18 protein-coding genes and 2 pseudogenes are annotated in these 17,028 nt (G+C 55.7%); 15 read left to right on the top strand and 5 right to left on the bottom strand.

Going from position 1 to position 17,028, the window contains the following annotated elements:
- Positions 1–138 precede the first annotated feature (138 nt).
- The 14 genes and pseudogenes from sbnA to ACAX43_RS28295 form a co-directional block, all read left to right on the top strand.
- Positions 139–1,119 carry a 2,3-diaminopropionate biosynthesis protein SbnA gene (gene sbnA / locus ACAX43_RS28230; protein ID WP_370711656.1) on the top strand — a complete coding sequence of 327 codons (981 nt, stop codon included), beginning with the start codon at positions 139–141 and terminating at the stop codon, positions 1,117–1,119.
- Complete coding sequence (sbnB, locus tag ACAX43_RS28235; protein WP_370711657.1) at positions 1,116–2,156, top strand: 2,3-diaminopropionate biosynthesis protein SbnB; 1,041 nt, start codon at positions 1,116–1,118, stop codon at positions 2,154–2,156. The genes sbnA and sbnB overlap by 4 nt, the downstream gene beginning before the upstream one ends.
- A 101-nt stretch (positions 2,157–2,257) precedes the next feature.
- Entirely contained in the window at positions 2,258–3,181 is a 924-nt protein-coding gene (locus ACAX43_RS28240; RefSeq protein ID WP_370711658.1) for a diiron oxygenase, read from the top strand.
- 26 nt (positions 3,182–3,207) lie between these two features.
- The gene (locus ACAX43_RS28245) at positions 3,208–4,248 is read left to right on the top strand and encodes an ornithine carbamoyltransferase (protein ID WP_370711659.1); all 1,041 of its coding nucleotides are present in this window, start codon (positions 3,208–3,210) and stop codon (positions 4,246–4,248) included.
- 116 nt (positions 4,249–4,364) lie between these two features.
- Positions 4,365–5,414 carry a pyridoxal-phosphate dependent enzyme gene (locus ACAX43_RS28250; protein ID WP_370711660.1) on the top strand — a complete coding sequence of 350 codons (1,050 nt, stop codon included), beginning with the start codon at positions 4,365–4,367 and terminating at the stop codon, positions 5,412–5,414.
- Positions 5,414–6,394: an FAD-dependent oxidoreductase gene (locus tag ACAX43_RS28255; RefSeq protein WP_370711661.1), complete on the top strand. Its 981-nt coding sequence runs from the start codon at positions 5,414–5,416 to the stop codon at positions 6,392–6,394. The genes ACAX43_RS28250 and ACAX43_RS28255 overlap by 1 nt, the downstream gene beginning before the upstream one ends.
- A gap of 53 nt (positions 6,395–6,447) precedes the next feature.
- Positions 6,448–7,365: a class I adenylate-forming enzyme family protein gene (locus tag ACAX43_RS28260; protein WP_370711662.1), complete on the top strand. Its 918-nt coding sequence runs from the start codon at positions 6,448–6,450 to the stop codon at positions 7,363–7,365.
- A gap of 45 nt (positions 7,366–7,410) precedes the next feature.
- Positions 7,411–8,061 (top strand): hypothetical protein, encoded by a 651-nt coding sequence (locus tag ACAX43_RS28265; RefSeq protein ID WP_370711663.1) that lies wholly within the window; start codon positions 7,411–7,413, stop codon positions 8,059–8,061.
- Positions 8,054–8,329 carry a hypothetical protein gene (locus ACAX43_RS28270; protein WP_370711664.1) on the top strand — a complete coding sequence of 92 codons (276 nt, stop codon included), beginning with the start codon at positions 8,054–8,056 and terminating at the stop codon, positions 8,327–8,329. The genes ACAX43_RS28265 and ACAX43_RS28270 overlap by 8 nt, the downstream gene beginning before the upstream one ends.
- A complete protein-coding gene (locus ACAX43_RS28275; protein WP_370711665.1) occupies positions 8,316–8,933 on the top strand; it encodes a flavin reductase family protein in 618 nt (205 codons plus the stop codon). Before ACAX43_RS28270 ends, ACAX43_RS28275 begins: the two co-directional genes overlap by 14 nt.
- Before the next feature lie 5 nt (positions 8,934–8,938).
- Positions 8,939–9,796, top strand: a complete 858-nt coding sequence (locus tag ACAX43_RS28280) for a hypothetical protein (RefSeq protein WP_370711666.1) — start codon at positions 8,939–8,941, stop codon at positions 9,794–9,796.
- 107 nt (positions 9,797–9,903) lie between these two features.
- The gene (locus ACAX43_RS28285; RefSeq protein ID WP_370711667.1) at positions 9,904–10,950 is read left to right on the top strand and encodes a serine hydrolase domain-containing protein; all 1,047 of its coding nucleotides are present in this window, start codon (positions 9,904–9,906) and stop codon (positions 10,948–10,950) included.
- 19 nt (positions 10,951–10,969) lie between these two features.
- Positions 10,970–11,440, top strand: a pseudogene (locus ACAX43_RS28290) (MFS transporter); the annotation flags it as partial.
- Positions 11,441–11,517: 77 nt separating this feature from the next.
- Positions 11,518–11,811: pseudogene (locus tag ACAX43_RS28295) on the top strand (transposase); the annotation flags it as partial.
- Positions 11,812–12,226: 415 nt separating this feature from the next.
- Here ACAX43_RS28295 and ACAX43_RS28300 read toward each other — a convergent pair.
- Complete coding sequence (locus tag ACAX43_RS28300; RefSeq protein ID WP_370711668.1) at positions 12,227–12,382, bottom strand: hypothetical protein; 156 nt, start codon at positions 12,380–12,382, stop codon at positions 12,227–12,229.
- 1,098 nt (positions 12,383–13,480) lie between these two features.
- Here ACAX43_RS28300 and ACAX43_RS28305 point away from each other — a divergent pair.
- A complete protein-coding gene (locus ACAX43_RS28305; RefSeq protein WP_370711669.1) occupies positions 13,481–13,750 on the top strand; it encodes a DUF1488 family protein in 270 nt (89 codons plus the stop codon).
- 166 nt (positions 13,751–13,916) lie between these two features.
- Here ACAX43_RS28305 and ACAX43_RS28310 read toward each other — a convergent pair whose 3' ends face one another.
- The 4 genes from ACAX43_RS28310 to ACAX43_RS28325 all read right to left on the bottom strand — a co-directional run bounded on the left by ACAX43_RS28310 (position 13,917) and on the right by ACAX43_RS28325 (position 17,018).
- Positions 13,917–14,339 carry an RES domain-containing protein gene (locus ACAX43_RS28310; protein WP_370711670.1) on the bottom strand — a complete coding sequence of 141 codons (423 nt, stop codon included), beginning with the start codon at positions 14,337–14,339 and terminating at the stop codon, positions 13,917–13,919.
- Positions 14,336–14,743 (bottom strand): DUF2384 domain-containing protein, encoded by a 408-nt coding sequence (locus ACAX43_RS28315; RefSeq protein WP_370711671.1) that lies wholly within the window; start codon positions 14,741–14,743, stop codon positions 14,336–14,338. The genes ACAX43_RS28310 and ACAX43_RS28315 overlap by 4 nt, the downstream gene beginning before the upstream one ends.
- A 327-nt stretch (positions 14,744–15,070) precedes the next feature.
- Entirely contained in the window at positions 15,071–16,363 is a 1,293-nt protein-coding gene (locus ACAX43_RS28320) for an ISKra4 family transposase (RefSeq protein ID WP_370711763.1), read from the bottom strand.
- Between the two features lie 13 nt (positions 16,364–16,376).
- The gene (locus tag ACAX43_RS28325; RefSeq protein ID WP_370711672.1) at positions 16,377–17,018 is read right to left on the bottom strand and encodes a plasmid pRiA4b ORF-3 family protein; all 642 of its coding nucleotides are present in this window, start codon (positions 17,016–17,018) and stop codon (positions 16,377–16,379) included.
- Positions 17,019–17,028: the final 10 nt, after the last annotated feature.

The raw sequence follows: 17,028 nt of genomic DNA on the forward strand, positions 1-17,028 counted from the left end.
AAACATAATCGTTGTCGATGAAACAACTCGGCGCGACTTTTTGGCCCGATAGTCTAACGACAGCGTCAAGGGGCGGTCTAGCAGGTCGGATCGCAGAAAGGCAGAAGAAACATGTTTCGATGCAAATAAGGACTGCGAATGAAGATCAGTGTAAATGCTGGATACGTTTCCTATGCAAGGGATGCGTTCGCGATAATCGAAGGGCTTGTGAGCGCTCCAGTACACGTCAAATTGGATGGCTTGAATCCTTGCGGATCCATCAAAGTAGTTCCCGCTATTCAGCTTATTGAAGATTTAGAGAATTCGGGTCGTCTCAAAGACGGAAACACTGTAATTGAATCAAGCTCCGGAAACCTAGGGGTTGCGCTCAGCGCAGTTTGTGCCAATAAAGGTTACAAGTTTGTTTGCGTGACAGATCCAAACGCCTCCACGCAGAGTGTCAACCTGATGAGGGCCTTCGGAGCGGAGGTGCGGGTGGTCACTGAGCGGGATCAAATGGGCGGCTTCCTCGGTACGCGAATCAAGCTTATAAACAAACTGTGCGCCGACGACCAGTCGCTTGTATGGGTGAACCAGTATGCGAATCCGAGTAACTGGCAAGCGCATTTTAATTACACGGCCCGCGAGATATCGGATCGCTTTCCCAAAGTGGACTGGCTGTTCGTCGGCGCGGGCACCACTGGAACTCTAATGGGGTGTGCCCGCTACTTCAGGAAGCACAGTCCGGCAACAAAGATTGTCGCAGTGGACACAAGTGGATCAGTGACGTTTGGGGGGGCCGCAGGGCCTCGACACATTCCGGGGCTTGGCACAAGCCGACGGCCAGAGATTGTAGATGAATCGATCGTGGATCATATCCATCATGTTGACGAGGCCGCAGCCGTCGCGATGTGTCGGCAGATCGCGCGCGGTGGATTGTTGGTTGGAGGCTCCACAGGATCCGTGCTCTCCGGAATATGCGACTTCGAGCAACACATCGACGAGGGTGACGTGGTCGTCACGATCTCTCCGGACCTCGGAGACAAGTATCTAACGACCATCTACAACGACGATTGGGTGGAAGCACGGTTCAATGCCGGCGTGAAAGAAGTTAGAAAGGAAGTGGAGTATCAACTATGAATTATGCGATCAGCGCCAGCCCGGAGTTCCGGGTAATCACAGGAAAGCAAGTTGGCCATGTCGTCTACAACAACAGACGCGAAGTAATCGATGTGATTGAAGATGCATACCGTCGCCATTTTGATCGCGCGACGGTCAATCCGGATAGTTACTTTCTAAAGTTTCCTGAGGCACCTTCCGATCGGATTATCGCGCTGCCGGCCCACATCCAAGCTAAAGGTGAATCGACAACTGCGATTACGGGCATAAAATGGATCTCGAGCTTTCCCGGCAATCTGGCATTAGGTATTCCGAGGGCGGCCGCGGTGCTTATTTTGAATGATTCTGCGACGGGATATCCGACGGCTTGCATGGAAGCAAGTATTATCAGCGCCGCGCGAACGGCAGCCAGCGCCGCGAGCATGGCACGGCTTATCTTAGGCCAGCGAGGCACGCAGGCAATCAGGCTGTCTATTGTGGGAGCCGGATTGATCAGCCGCTATGTCGTTGATTTCTTGGGTGCATGCAGTATCGAGATAAAGGGCGTGCGAGTGTACGACCTTAACAACGACTATTCATCGGAAACGGTCGCACGACTCGAACGTTGCGGACTCCCGGACGTTTTGGTCTCGGATTGTCTCGAAGAAGCTATCCGCTACGGCGAAATTGTGCTGTTTGGGACCACTGCCGCGACACCACATGTGCGCAGTGTCGACTGGTTTTCGCATAATCCCCTCGTTCTACATCTTTCTCTGCGCGATCTCTCGCCTGAGGTAATCCTGTCGTCCTATAACATCGTTGACGACATTGAGCATTGTATGAAAGCTCAGACCTCGCTCCATTTGACGGAAACTGCTACTGGCAGTCGAGATTTCGTCACAACGTCATTGCCCGAAATGCTCAGTACTGGTTGTTCGATTCCTCAGGATCGGACGGTTATCTTCTCGCCGTTTGGTATGGGGATTCTTGACCTGGCGCTTGGCCAGCACGTCCTGTCAGCGTCGAAAAGTAGCTTCGCTCCGGTGGAAAATTTCTTTTTCGATCTCGCCCGCATTTAGGGAGTCGTGTTTGTCCTCGCTCAGGCAGCCCCGCTACAGAAGTTCTAGATCAGAAGCGAAGGACCATCCACGACGATTTGTCGCAGCAGGATCAGGAATCAATGATGGTTACAGAGAACGGTAGCATGTATTTCGCTGACTATCTGTCAGTTTACAGGGACGACGGCGAAGATAGTTGGGACAGCCACGCAGTCGTGAGAAGCAAGCAACGGGTGTCCATTGACGAGCGATTCGATCTAGGCAGGAGCCATCTGTTCAGTCCTTCCCTGACCGAATTTGCTGACCACCGGCATGTCGCTGACCTAGGCCCAGAAGCGATCGCTCGGGTGCGCTGGGGGCGGCTGAGCGACTATCTCCTGCGAACGGAGCGAGTTGAGATTGAAATCGTTAACCGAGCATTGGCACTACTGCTTACAGGCTTTGACTTACCGCGCGCGTCGAAAGCAGATTTGCTGAAAATCTACACCGACGAGGGATACCACGTTCTCATGATGTCGGAGTTTGGCTATGAACTCCAGGAAGTCACAGGATTCAAGCTGGTACGCCGGACCTTCCAGGACTTGAACGACTTGGTTAGTGAGGTCAACCGGTTCTCTGGAGATGACGCATGGTTAGCTGCCACTACCTGCGCCATCGTTACAGAAACGCTGATCAGCGGAACCTTGCGAAAGGCAGCTGACGAGAAGGTGTTCGGTCCTGTACGGGCGATTCTTTCAGATCATGCGCGGGACGAATCCTATCATCACGCATCGTTTTCAAGACTGGCGAAGTCCCTCATTCCCTGCTTAAGTCGTCGGGAGTTAGAGGTAGTCGAGTATGTAGCGCCCATTGCATTGCAAAATTTTCTTACTCCGGACCTCAAAAATATTTGCGAAGACCTCACGAGCGTTGGCCTCGCGGATTCGCAGATCGAGGAAGTTACCGGATCACTGGTAGATCCGATAAGGAGCCATGCAGCGCTACTGTCAGCATCCGTCGCTACTCGACGTCTCTTCGAACAGTTGGGTGTTCCGATCTGCCTTTAATACGTCAATGCTAAACAGGAGGTCATATGAGAAACTGGATCAACCCAGAAGCCGTGATGTCGCCGAACGAATATCAGAAATTGATCGGAGCTGCGCTCGCCCTGAAGAATACCGATTGGGAAAGCAAAGGTGCAGTGCTGAAAAGCCGCGCTATCTATTTTCTGTTCTTCAATCAATCCCTGCGCACACGTAGCAGCTTCCAGACGGGGCTCGCGAAGCTCGGTGGAATTCCAGTTGTACTGGATCCCCAAGCTGGTATCTATACACCCGCATTGCCCGGTCGCGAGATTCCTTACGCGACAGAACGAATTTCCGATGTGGCGCGCGTGCTTTCAGAGTACGGCGACGCGATTGCCATCCGCATGTATGGCGAACCGGCCGGATGGGTTTATGGTGAAGCACATCGGGCCATGGTCGAGTTTTCACAGTGGGCCAGCATCCCGATTATCAACATGGAATGCGACAAGTTTCACCCCTGCCAAGCACTTGCCGACATGATAACGATCCGTGAGAAGTTCGGGGCGAAGAGAAAGAAGATCGTGATCAGTTGGGCCTACTCGGGAAGTTGGCATAAGCCGGTAGCGGTTCCGCAGAGCGTTTTGTTGGCTTCAGCAAACTGCGCTCTGGACATCGTGCTTGCATATCCTGAAGGCTTCGAGCTCGACGAGGAAATAGTGAAGTTGGCTGAATCCAAGGCACAACTGTCAGGTGGCTCTCTTCGAATCACCCATAGCTTCGACGAGGCGATTGAAGGCGCGGACATCGTTTATGCGAAGTCATGGTGCAGCCTGAAGCACCTTCCAGAACAATACGGCGACACAGTCGAGGAGGTGGCAATGACGAGTCTATTTGAGGCGAACCGGGACTGGATTTACGACGACTCCAAGCGACTGCGTACAGCAAGCGATTCGATCTACATGCATTGCTTGCCCGCGGATCGCGGCCAGGAGGTCACTGATGAGATCATTGACGGTGCGAGTTCCGCGGTATTTGCCCAAGCGAGCAACCGGATGCATGCGCAGAATGCGGCGATGGTGCACCTGCTCAATCCTGGCGCGCTCGAATGAAAAGACTGTACACCTTCCGCTGTGGTGTGTGCGCTGAGTCGCAGACATCGAATGCATGGGCCTCAACTTGCCGGTGTTGCAGGTCTGCGCGCCTCGATGTGGACGTGCTCTCGAGCATGGCGTCCGACGATGGAGTCGAGCGCTTCCACGGCGAGACGCTGTGGAAGTACGCCCGGCTGCTTCCGGCCGACAAGCAATACGCAAGCCCGCTCCAGGTTGGCGGTACACCCCTTTACGATTTTGGCATACAGTCCGGGATCCACCTCTATGTCAAGGACGAGTCGCGAAACCCGTCGGGTTCATTGAAAGACCGGGCGAGCGAACTTGTATTGGCGGTGGCGCGGGAAAATGGAATCGATCACGTGGTCACGGCATCGACGGGCAATGCAGCGGCTTCGCTCGCGTGCCTCGCGGCGTCCCAGCGAATGAATGCCACGATATTCGTGCCGCAAAATGCACCCACGGCCAAACTGGCCCAAGTCAAGGCCTTTGGCGCGACAGTAGTGACGGTTGACGGTGATTACGATATGGCGTACCACCGGGCTTCTGAATTCGCGGCCCGTACCGGCGCCTACTGCCGCAACACCGGGGCGAATCCGTTTACACGTGAAGGCAAGAAAACGGTTGCGTTTGAGATTGCCGAGCAACTGGGTTGGCAATCTCCCGACTGGATCTTCGTTCCCACCGGCGACGGAAATATCCTGAGTTCCGTTGCGAAGGGATTCATCGAGCTTCGCGCACTGGGCCTCGTTAAACGGCTTCCGAGATTAGCCTGCGTGCAAGCGCGTTCTTCGAATGCGATTTCCTTGGGACTGCAGGCTGCAAGGCTCAATGCAGGCCTGTTTCAACCCGTTCCGATAGTCTCCCCAAAAACGTGCGCCGACAGTATTGCGGTTCGCGAGCCAAAGGACTTTGTCTCGGCAATCAAAGCCCTCATCGATTTCGATGGGGTATGTGTCGAGCTCGATGAGGGGGAAATCGTTCATTCCACGAGGCAATTGGCCAAGCATTACGGAGTATTCCTTGAGCCCTCAGCCGGCGCGACGTACAACGGCCTGACCAGACTGTTAGCCGAGGACGTTGTCAGATCGGGAGAGCACGTGGTGCTGCTCGGTACGGGCAGTGGCCTGAAAGATCCGTCTGTGTTCTCGACAGAGGAAAGCTAATGCAGATACTTGTGGTTGGGGCGGGCCTGAGTGGATTGACAACCGCAGTCACTCTATTGATACGGGGGCACACTGTCGTTGTTAGCGCGATCGACATGCCGGCCGTGAGCGCTTCCATAATCGCCGGAGCAATCTGGCACCCGTTTTTTCAGGAGCCAGACGCAGCCTACCTTCGCAGGGCGGCCGAAACTTATTCGTCACTTGACAAGTTTGTTTGTGACCCAAAGTCCGGAATCATGCGTCGGACGTTAACCGAATTCTTTACCACACAACTTGAACGGTTGTGGTGGGGATCCGCGCTACCCTATGCGCGCAGAATCGGGGCAACGGAGCTGAACGCACCGTACCAATGTGCATACCAGGTTCCGGTTCTCGTTGCGGACACTCCCACATATTTGGCGTATCTCAACGAGATGTTCCTTGACCTCGGAGGTCGATTCCAGAAGGAATTTGTGCAGGACTTGGGCAATCCTCAGATGTCCGGCTACGACGTGACAGTGAATTGCTCGGGTTTTGGAGCGTCGTTGTTGTGTCGCGACAGGACCATGGACATCGTCCGTGGAGTGGTTATCGAGGTCGAAAAGCCGGCTCATTTCTCGGGCTGCTTCATCGACGACAGTAATCAATACCGTCCGACATATGTTATCGAACGAGCCACCGACTGCATTCTCGGTGGGACAGCTGAACCTGCTCAGACCGGGACGCACGTGGATCCGTCTGTTGTTGATGACATCATGGCCCGTTGCGCGCGACTGGCTCCGGAAATAGCCAACGCACGTATTAAGCGATGTAGCGTCGGGTTCCGTCCACGCAGACCGACAGTGCGCCTCGGAGCGGACGATAGCGTGCCCAGACTGTTTCACAACTACGGGCATGGCGGGTCAGGATTCACCCTCTCTTGGGGCTGCGCATCGGAACTTGCGACGTTGCTGGAACAGGTCGCTGAGAGACCGCAGCCGTCCGACGAAACTTCTCTCTAACCAACTCGCCAGGGCGCGCAAGGCATCCTGACGTAAACCATGAAAGGATCGACGTGTTATTTTCTTTCGAAACGATTCAACCAATAGATAGCATTCCTCAGTTACTAGAAAAAATTTCGACCTCTGTAACCGGTACGGCACCAGCGATATCGTTCATTAAGGGAAGCGAAGAGGCTAGCCGGCTCTCTTATGCAGAATATCTCGACGCGATTGAATGCTGGTCGTCCTACTTCCTTCAGCTCGAAATCAAGCCAGGCGACCGGGTCGCAACGCTGCTGAAGAACAGGCTCGAAGTGCCGATTATCTACCTCGCCTTAATGTCGATAGGTGCGGTCGTCGTGCCCTTGAACCCGTCGTACTCGGCGCGAGAGCTTGAGTTCGTGCTCTCCGATTCTGCCGCGGTTGGAGTACTGACCGACGACGTGACGGCTCGCACGGCTGAGCGGGACTTTAGTCGCTGCCGCTTCGTACAAGATATCGATACCGTGCAGTTCGGCGGAAAGAGTCGCCGGTCGGATTTCGTTCCTTGCAAAACCTCTCCGGCGATTACCCTGTATACATCGGGTACGACTGCGTTTCCAAAGGGGGTCGTTCAGATGCACGGCAATCTCCTTGCCAATGCATGGAGCATGGTCAAGGCTTTGGACATTGCTGCGCCGACACAGCTTTCGATTATGCCGTTCTATCATGCGCACGCAGTCGGATTTGGAATGATGACATGCCTTCTGACGGGAGGTCACTTACTGGTAGCCGAGCGTATGGACCCGCTCGCATGGCCGAAGATCATCCGGGCGCTCAACGTCACGCTGACGAGCATGGTACCAAACCTACTGCATCTTCTCGAGCGAACCGCCGTCCGTGCAGTTGATGTGCCTACGCTGCGCTTTATCTTCGTTTCAGCCGCACCATTACCAACGCATCTTGCTCAATCATTCGAGACCCGTTCTGGTATCCGTATCGCGCACGCCTAGGGTCTTTCCGAATTTACCAACTTCGCGACCTGTCTGCCGGTGACGGTGCAGAAGGATCTGCGCGATCATTTGATGTTCGGCGAAGCTACGCCATGTGTCGGTTCGTGTCTGGACGGCGTCGAGGTTCGTTTGCCAGACGGGGCACTGGCGCAGGACGGCGAGATCGGTGAGCTTTGGGTCAGGGGCCCCAGCCTGACGCTTGGCTACCACAATAACACGCAGGCAACGGCGGACGCGATCGTGGATGGGTGGCTGCGCTCGGGCGACGAAGGATATGCGATCCGGCGGGAGGGAAAAGCATTTTTCTTTATCACTGACCGGATCAAGGACGTCATTGTTCGATCAGGGGAAAAGGTGAGCCCTATGGCCGTTGAAGCAGCGATCGTGGACAAGGTCCCGAGCCTAGTCAACAACCTTGTCGCACTTGGCTTCGAACATTCGCTTTACGGCGAAGAAGTGGGGCTGGTGATCGAGGAGCAAGCCGCTGAAGGCGTGATGGAAGACCTTAAGAGGGCCGTCGAGAGCATGCCTCTCCGACTGCGACCGAAGGTCGTCCTTTGCGGGCACGAGATCATTCCGCGCACGCATACCGGAAAAATCCAGCGTAGGCTGCTGAAGGGAAGTTTCAAGAATTACGCGTCGACGGTAGAAGCGTACCGGGTCGAGCGAATTGCCAGGGGCGTAGCACGTGGATAACGCAACCATTTCGCCAGACGAGGCATTCATCATGCTTCGGAACTGGGTATCGATCCAGTCCGGTATTGCACCTGAGCGAATCACGGAGACGTCGCAGTTGATCGGCGGCGACATTCTGGATTCGTTCGCCCTCATCTCTCTTTCTTCCCTCGTAGAGGAACTCGTTGGGCACCCGCTGACCGACGCTCAGTCAGAAGCTTCAAATTTCGTTGATCTGAAGACCATCATTCGGCAATTTTTCCCTCGGAGCAGTCATGTCGACGCTTGACCCGTCCAGCCTTTCAGAGCGACAAATCTACAATTTCATGATGAGTTCGATCCTGCCGCGGCCGATCTCGTGGATCAGCACTATAAGCCGCGACGGAACGACCAATCTGGCGCCCTTCTCCTATTTCATGGGCGTGTGTTCGGTCCCGATGACCGTGATGTTCTGTCCGAAGGTGGGTCCGGCTGACCGTGTTAAGAACGACACGTTGCTCAATCTCGAGCAGGTGCCGGAGTTCGTCGTTCACATGGTGAACACCGCGAACGTCGAAGCTGCCAACCTTTGCGGGACAGCGTTGCCGCGTGGGCACTCGGAATTTGAACTGTGCAATGCCACTCCCGTTCGATCCGAGCGCGTGAGCCCCCCTCGTGTGAAAGAGAGCCCGGTTGCCTTCGAATGTACCGTGCGGGATATACATCAGATCAGTGACCGGCCAGGAGGAGGATGGATTGTTGTGGGTAACGTGGAGCTGATCCATGTTGACGAGGCGATGCTGGATCCAGAGACATTCCGGCTTGACCTTGAGCAACTTTCTCCGGTAGCGAGGCTCGGAGGTCCACATTTTCTCCGGTCAACCGACACTTTCTCTCTTGAACGTCTGGGATAAAAATTATGAGCCTACTCGACGCAAACAATATGGCCAGATACGTCACCCTGGGAGGGGAGCGGTACTTGGTTGACCGAGACTGGATTGAATGGTCCGAAGCATCCCCGAAAGGATTTGTTTCTCAGGTTGCGGTAGACAGTCATGGAAACCTTTTCCTGGTGAACCGCGGAAATCCCGTCATCCAGGTTTTCGACCCGGACGGGAAACTGGTTCGTCAACTCAGCAGCGATGTACTATCGCATGGACACGGTATTTTCATCGCCAGAGATGATTCGGTGTTCATCGTTGATTCGGATCGGCACTGCGTTCACAAGTTCGACTCCGGCCTCCAGCACGTACTTACCATCGGCCGGCAAGACTACCCCACCTACGGGGAACCATTCAATCATCCAACGGATGTCGGTGTCAGCGCCGATGGTCATATTTTCGTTTCGGATGGTTATGGAAATTCCCACATTCACAAGTTCGCCCCTTCTGGAGAGCATCTCAAGACTTGGGGGGGCTCCGGCGACGAAGACGGGCAGTTTTCAAATCCTCATTCGATCTGGGTGACTCACGATAACTCGATCCTCGTTGCTGACCGCGAAAACAACCGGGTGGAGAGGTTCTCGCTGGATGGGGCAAGGCTTGGGACTTTTTGCCGCGCGCATCATCCGACCGAGATTTGCCAGGCTGCGTCAGGAATCGTCTATGTAACCGACCTGACCCCCCGGATTTCGGCCTACTCGCCTGAAGGGGAGTTATTGGGGCGTTGTCGAACGTTCGGTGCGATCGGTCATGGCGTCTGTACTGATCACAGAGGTGACATTTACATCGCGGACATGATGCCCAACACGATTACCCGTTTCCGGAAGATCTCATAGAGGCTGACTCGGGGACCAGGCCTGACGAGATTTTGCTATGCCTGGAGGTTAAAGACAGGTGCCGCTTAGCGGCTCCTGTCGATGTGGAGGCAGATAGATACATTGACATGAAGAAAATACATGGATTCCTCGACGCTATCGAAAGGCGTTTTCCTGGCGAGAAAACGCCGGGATATGTTTGCGCCGTTATTCGGGAAGGAGAGGTTGAACTGGAGCGGACGTTCGGATACGCGAATCTCGAGTGGGACGCGCCAGTTGCAAAAGATACGATCTTTCACATTGGCTCGGAGACGAAGCAGTTCACAGCATGCCTCATCCTGAGGCTTATCGACGAGGGGTGGCTCAGGCTAGAGGACGACGCGCGCTCTATTCTGGACTACTGCCGTGACTTCCCCTACGAGCTTCGCATCGTGGATCTGGTGCGGCATACCGCCGGCGTTGCCGACTACGTTTCGAAGAATGTCGAGATACTTGACGCGCATGGTGACGTGGCGAAAGGCTTCGCTGGTGGGAAAAGCTATTTCGGCATGGCGCGTGCGAGACAGGCAATCGCAGAAAGAAGCGGGCTGCAGTCGCGTCCCTGCCGGGAATTTGCTTACAGCAACTCGAACTACATAATCCTCGCGGACGTTATCGAGCGTATTACGGGCAAGGATTTCGCGTCGGTAGCGGATGACTATATCTTCGGGCCTCTAGGCATGAAATGCTCCTTCTTCGAGACGGCGCGGTCTCGCGTCGTTCAGAGGCGAGCGACCGCATACGTGCCCGACCTGCGGAAACCAGGAAAGTACCTTTCGAAATTCAAGAATTTCGATGTTGTCGGCGATGTCGGTCTGCTGACTTGCGCAGACGATCTGGTCAAATGGGAAAGGAACTTCTGGAACGATGCCCTTCCGCCAGGCGGTGTCATCAAAGGGATGTTGTCCTTTCCTGCAGTGCCACGCCCGGATGATCTGATGTACGGATGCGGCATGGAATTTGGAAACGTTTCGGGGGCGCCATACATTTCCCATGGGGGAAGAATGGATGGCTTCAAGTGCGTCATCTTGCGGATGACCGGGCCGAAGGTTTCCTTCATATATCTCTCCAATTGCGATGTGCCCTTTATCAGTAGCGAGGCGATCGGCCGTGAGATTGCGTCGTTGTGTGCTTGAAACATAAAAAGGAAAATTTATGGCCAGAGATGAGAATCTCGATGTGAAGTCGGGTCGAAGTGTAGTTGCTGTTACAGACGAAAAGCGGCTCATGAGTAAGATCTGGTGGCGCATCGTTCCTCTGCTTTTCCTTTCTTATCTGTCAGCATATCTCGACCGCGTCAACGTGGCATTCGCCGCACTGCACATGAACAAAGAGCTCGGGTTCACCAGTACACAGTACGGTCTGGGTGCAAGCATCTTCTTTATTGCTTATTTTCTGTTTGAGGTGCCAAGTAACTTGCTGTTGCAGAAGGTTGGTGCGCGGCACTGGATTTCCCGGATCATGCTGACCTGGGGGATTGTGTCTGCGATGATGGCGCTGACAACGTCGCCGTCTTCGTTCTATCTTTTCAGGTTCTTGCTGGGCGCGGCGGAGGCGGGATTCTTGCCCGGGGTCATCCTTTATCTCGGTTGGTGGTTCCCACAGCGCTACCGGGTTCGCGCGGTTAGGGAAAGTCTGCAAAAGTCCTGGCATTGACGTGAGCGTGGACTATCCTGGGAGCAGGAGAATTTAAGGGGTGGGTGATGGCACAACTTGGCCTTGGTCTGGATCTGTCAACGAAACGCACGCGCAAGCGGGAATTTCTCGAAGAGATGAGGCGCGTGGTGCCGTGGTCGCAGCTGATTGCCCTGATTGAGCCGCACTATCCGAAGGGTAAAACGGGACGGCCGCCATTTCCGATTGCCACGATGCTGCAGATTCACTTTATGCAGCAGTGGTTTGGTCTGTCAGACCCGGCGATGGAAGAAGCGCTCTATGACGTACCGCTGTATCGCGACTTTGCGGGGCTTGACGACGGCATGACGCGATTGCCCGAGCCGAAGAGGTTTCAATTTGTGCAGGAGGCTGTTGCACAAATTCTGGATTCGGCCGTGCCTTCAGGTTGCGCGGTGACAATTTGCGCAAGGCGGGGAGGGCTGGCGTGCGCTGGATCAGTGTGGCGACACGCTCTTCAAGTTTCTGATGATCGAAACGTCGAAGGGGAGGGTTGCCTGTCTCACGAGGCCACGATGAAGTGTCTCGAATTGACGATTGGTGACCTGCCCAAGGTGTTGGATGCCGTGGACATGGAGGCTGACTGGTCGCTGGAGGAGCCTGAGCAGGCGTCAACTCCATTACCATCGCCTGGTATGTGAATCCGAAATCAGTAGCTCAAACCCGCCAGTTCTCTTCGGAGCCTGGAGGGTTTTTCTTTGCCTGCGGGGCGCGGGCTACATACAGCGGTGGAGTCGCTCAGCCGTTCAGTTGCGACTCGACGTTCAGGACGATCCGTGCGACCGGGTTGTTGTCTGCGGATTGCGGCGCGAACTTGATCTGGACGAAGGTGACGATACCGAGAGCGACGACCAGGAGTGCTCCAGACGCGGCGATGCGGGGAAGGTATTTCACAAGGACCTCATTTTGATGGTGTAGACAGAAACTGGGCGAAGCTGACAGGCGTGTCGAATCACCTTCAGCAGCATGTCTGTCCGCAACCCGGCAACGCCGGACGCGGTCGTCAGATCGCACTTGCCGATCGGACGAGGTTTGTGCGGTGCACTATAACACGACCGTCAGATCCCACCTACCGATCGCACGGGCTTGTGCAGTGCACTATAAATGGTTTATCCGCGTGCCCAGTGCGACATCCTGTCGCCAGCGGATGCTTAATTGCTTGAGCGTTTCGTGTATGAAAGATTTCTGGGGTTCCCTTGATCTACATGCAAATACCCGGTTAAGACGATCTCAGCCCGGTGCGGCTTTGCCTTGAGGCCCCAAATTAATATTTCTTTAAATCAATGGCTTTCTGACTGCTCCTGAGCACGACGCACATTCTGGTACCTCTACGTGCGTTCCGCTAAAACTGGTGGCGCAAGATGAGCGATCCTGCGTGCCCTTGACGTCGAATGTTTCCGCGCCGGAAGAAAGCGTTCCATCGCGCAAGCCTCCGCGAAATCTACGAGAGTGTGCAACAGGCCGAAAGCGCAGAAAATTCAGGCAATGCTGCGTGAAGGCGTCATTGCATAGGTATCCTACGCAATCTGAAATAAACTTTAGTAGCGACGTCAGCGGTATCTTTTTAAGTGTTGCGTTTTTCTGGTGTCCACCAACGACAGATCAGGGCTCGCAGCGGGATTTCATGCAACGGAAACGGTTAGGCCAGCGACGCAACGGTTCCGGCTGCCGTTTCCTTGCAAAACCTCTCACAGGCTTCGATAAACGCTAACATTCGCCGTTCATTCTGTCGCCCAACACCTCGTCGCAGGTGCCAAGAAGCAACATTTTATGGGATTCCTATATTTATCTGGAATCATGAGCGTCGTATTCGCTCTGCGACCCTCGCGTTCCCGTAAAGGCTCACCGATCGAGTTAGGCGGGGATGTCGCTGTCTGTTGGAGTAGAGAGGGCAGTCATTTGAGGTCGACGTTATTGGCATGTTCTGGTAAATTAAATTCAGCCGCTTCGTACAAATAGAAGAGCGATGCACGGTTTTTCACGGAGTGTTTCATGGACGTTCTGGATCACGCGGTCGCCGTCTCGCACGATGGTCGTTCGGTGACTTTTACGCTGTCGGCGGGTGGCCGCCAGATCGAAGGTGTGATCGACCGGACTGCGCTGGAAGAATATTTCTGGCTCCCCACAGATGCCGACGCAGCGCGTACTCTTCGGACATTTGATGATGGTCGGGAGCGAATCGTTGCCGTCGCACGAAGGAAGTGGCTGGCGCGCCAGGATGCAGTGGTACGACTGGGCGCCGGCGATTTTGTCGTCCGGTGATCACGGCTGCCTCAAGTCCGGATGGCTAGACCGCAGCCGACCAGGTGTGTTTGGGGGGCAGCTACGCCCTATGTCCACGACGACTGATCCCGGGGAAGCGAACGTTGCGGGTCATGAACGTCAAGGCGGTCCGTGGGAGCTAGGTCGTCGACGTACATGACCAGGTTCACTCCTTCGGCTGACAGGAGTGATCGGAAGAGGATGCCTTTTGCGCCAGCGGCGACGGCTTCATCAGCGAGGATCCAGCTTGGCGGTTCGATGCGCTGGTTAAACCAGCAGCGCGCCAGTCGCAATAGAATTCTTCCCATAGAGGCGACCAGACGCCGCTCTGATAGCCACCTGTGAAATCGACAACCGGATCTGCAGTGACCTGGTAACTGACGAGCGTGCCGGGCGGCATCAATGGGGAAATCTGCTGATACTCCGATACCGCAGTTTGCACGTCCAGGGCGAGATAGAGGGCGTTCAGTCCGATGCGATTAACCCGACCGCCGTGCCGGCCTGCGCCGGCACCGCTGGTCGGCGCCACAGCCCACTTCGGTACGTGCATCCGGTACGCTGTGAGACCGGACAGGGTGATGAGGATCATCCCGCTGCGCCGGCCTCGAGCGAGGACACGTATCGAAGCAGATCGTCAGTCCGACCATCGGATACCAGCTGTTCGGCCGTCTGGTAATCAAACACCGGCAGCGGCTCATTTCTGTACCAGAACAAGGCCTGACCGACATCGCCCGAAATGTCCGTGGCGGCCCGGATCACCCTGAGCGCATCGCGCAGGAACCGTTGAACGCTTTCCGAGCCGGGCTGGCGGCTGAGCGTATTCCGATGCACGTGCGCCTGCTCGGCGAGCGTCTGCAGATCGATGTGCAGCACCTCGCCGAAACGGCGCGCTGACAGGATCGGCGCCGGGTTGTCGGGATCGCGCAATGAAGCCATGAACTGGTCAAAGCTGGCGCCCGTTGTTGCGCCGGCGTGAGCGGAATCCGGTTTCATCAGCGATACTCCATGCACAATATATGCACAATAATAGCACAAAATGTGCGTATGAGAGATCGCTAAAGATTGCCCAAGTCATGTTTTAACTAACTGCAACACTGTCATAGCCATTTCAAGATGTCGTAGCGGCAGCTATTTAGATGGAATGGTCGCATCCCGCCTTAGCGGTCGCCCAGACGTCGCAGCAGCCCTGGCGATGACGTCGAGCCCGAGTATCGTTTCCGTTGGGACATCCCGTTAAGGAGAAAGCTGATGGAACCCACGACCATTGCCATCGACCTGGCCAAACGCGTCGGGAGTGAACCATTCCGGGGGCCGGCGTTTTCATGCTGCCTCCTTTAGCGCCGCTGGTTCTTCCGCTCTCATTCCCGGAAACCAGCGAGCGAAGGTTTTCCGCAGATCGTCGTTGAGGACCTGCACGCGGATTTGCAGCAGCAGATGCGCGCCGCGCTGGGTCCAACGCATCTGCTGTTTTTTCACAAAGCGCTTGCTGACCACGTAGTTCACGGTCGACTCGACAAACGCCGTGGAAATCGTCTCATCATGCCGGTAGCGGTCGCCGTAGTTCGGAATGAACGCCTGGTTGGCACCGATATAGATGCGGAATTCCCGTACCAGATCGGCCAGCGGCGTTGCAGTTTCCGGGTATTTGTCGCCGGGCTTCAGTTCCGCCGTCATCCCCTTGATCATCTGCCTCATGACGGTCAGGCGCATGCTGATGTGGAACCAGTCGAGCAGATGTTCGGCTTCCGGGCTGAGATAGTGCTGCAGATCACGCACGGTGTCGCCGCCATCCGACAGAAAGACGACTTGCTGATTCATTTGCAGACCCTGCGATTTCAGCACCTCGTAAAGCCGCCGCTTGGGCTTGGTGTCGTACTTGTTGACGAATGCAAACACCTTGGCGCCACCCTCGGTCTGGACACTCTTGCCGGCAATGACCTCGAACCAGCCTTCGGCTTTCGACTTCTGGTCCGAAGCATGCACATAGCCGCCGTCCAGGCCGACCGTCAACGGTGGCCCCGGCGGCGGTTGTTTCGCCCAATCGCTGGGACAACCTTCAATGAACTGGAACTGTTCCTCGCCCAGCTCACCCTCGATCCGTTCGGCAACGCGTTGCAGGTGGCGCCGCACGGACGTGGAGCTGATCTCTTCGGCGATCGGCAGGACTTCCGTCAGCAACTCAACGCTCAGCCCATAGGACATCAGCGAAGCGAACCTGGTTTCCAGATACAGTAGTTCCGGCGCGCAATGCGTGCTCAGCAGCTCGGCCAGGGGGCTTGAACTATGGCGGCCATGATTCTGGCAGGGGCAGTCGTAAAGACGCGGGCTGACCAGGTTAAGTTTCCCGAACAGGGTTCGATAAACAAGGGGATGTTGCCCTTTCCGGGTCCGGTGCGCGCCGCAGTCCGGACAGGTCTTGAATTTCTCGAGGTATTCCACGATCTGCCCGGTGACTACCGCCTGCTGCATGCCGTGTAGCAACACTTTCGCCTCCGCGAGTGTCAGGCCAAGGCTCTCCGGCCGCAGCGCACCGCGCTCCAGCCGCGCGATTTCGTCGACCTTCTCCGGTTCGCCGTTTTCAGCTTCAACGACTACCTGTATTCGGATTTTCATTGTCGGCTCCTGTCTATTGCCACATCCAGGACTCATCGTGGATCGCGTACTGCTTGAGCCGGCGGTTGACCCCGCGCCGGTCAAACTCATCCAGCGTCAGCCATTCACGTAACGCTGCGATATCCTCGCTTCGATCCCGGACGGCCTCGATGTCGTTCCCATCCAGGTCGGCCTGGATGGCCTCGAGTAAATCTTCAAGGTGCGATGGGACCGCATCCCGTCGTGCCATGAAGGCCAGAACGCCACCGCAGCCTTCCGGTGGCGCCCGCCGCTTCCCGCCAATGCAGTACGGGTAGGTGCGTTTTTCGTCCTGCGCCAGGCGCGCTTCAACGCGCACTTCGTGTTGCCAGCCGTCGCCGAAGTCGTACTCGTAGCGGAAGCGTTCGTTGATACGGAATTTGAAATCGCACAGTCGAACCTGGTCCGGATCAGTCGAGAAGCTCGTGCCGCCGTCGTGGTACACGCCATAGTCCTGGCCATGAATCTGAAACAGATTCAAATGCGCGTCGCTCCAGCCGAACGCGATCTGCAGTGCGTAATGCAGGTCGGCGATCGTGCTGTCGCTGCGTACCAGCAACCGGCGCCAGATCATCGGGCTGATCTGGCGAATCCATACGTGGAGCCGGTAAACCGCGGCGCTGGTTGCATTTGTCATTGTCACCTAA

Origin of the sequence: Paraburkholderia sp. IW21 (assembly GCF_041321145.1) — a bacterium.
In the GTDB taxonomy this organism is placed as follows: Bacteria; Pseudomonadota; Gammaproteobacteria; order Burkholderiales; family Burkholderiaceae; genus Paraburkholderia.

Coding starts and splice junctions, on each gene's coding strand:
- ACAX43_RS28250 (WP_370711660.1), top strand. CDS start 4,365: ATGGCGTCCGACGATGGAGTCGAGCGCTTCCACGGCGAGACGCTGTGG.
- ACAX43_RS28285 (WP_370711667.1), top strand. CDS start 9,904: ATGAAGAAAATACATGGATTCCTCGACGCTATCGAAAGGCGTTTTCCT.
- sbnA (WP_370711656.1), top strand. CDS start 139: ATGAAGATCAGTGTAAATGCTGGATACGTTTCCTATGCAAGGGATGCG.
- ACAX43_RS28275 (WP_370711665.1), top strand. CDS start 8,316: ATGTCGACGCTTGACCCGTCCAGCCTTTCAGAGCGACAAATCTACAAT.
- ACAX43_RS28310 (WP_370711670.1), bottom strand. CDS start 14,339: ATGATCCTCATCACCCTGTCCGGTCTCACAGCGTACCGGATGCACGTA.
- ACAX43_RS28255 (WP_370711661.1), top strand. CDS start 5,414: ATGCAGATACTTGTGGTTGGGGCGGGCCTGAGTGGATTGACAACCGCA.
- ACAX43_RS28305 (WP_370711669.1), top strand. CDS start 13,481: ATGGACGTTCTGGATCACGCGGTCGCCGTCTCGCACGATGGTCGTTCG.
- ACAX43_RS28325 (WP_370711672.1), bottom strand. CDS start 17,018: ATGACAAATGCAACCAGCGCCGCGGTTTACCGGCTCCACGTATGGATT.
- ACAX43_RS28245 (WP_370711659.1), top strand. CDS start 3,208: ATGAGAAACTGGATCAACCCAGAAGCCGTGATGTCGCCGAACGAATAT.
- ACAX43_RS28320 (WP_370711763.1), bottom strand. CDS start 16,363: ATGAAAATCCGAATACAGGTAGTCGTTGAAGCTGAAAACGGCGAACCG.
- ACAX43_RS28315 (WP_370711671.1), bottom strand. CDS start 14,743: ATGAAACCGGATTCCGCTCACGCCGGCGCAACAACGGGCGCCAGCTTT.
- ACAX43_RS28240 (WP_370711658.1), top strand. CDS start 2,258: ATGATGGTTACAGAGAACGGTAGCATGTATTTCGCTGACTATCTGTCA.
- sbnB (WP_370711657.1), top strand. CDS start 1,116: ATGAATTATGCGATCAGCGCCAGCCCGGAGTTCCGGGTAATCACAGGA.
- ACAX43_RS28280 (WP_370711666.1), top strand. CDS start 8,939: ATGAGCCTACTCGACGCAAACAATATGGCCAGATACGTCACCCTGGGA.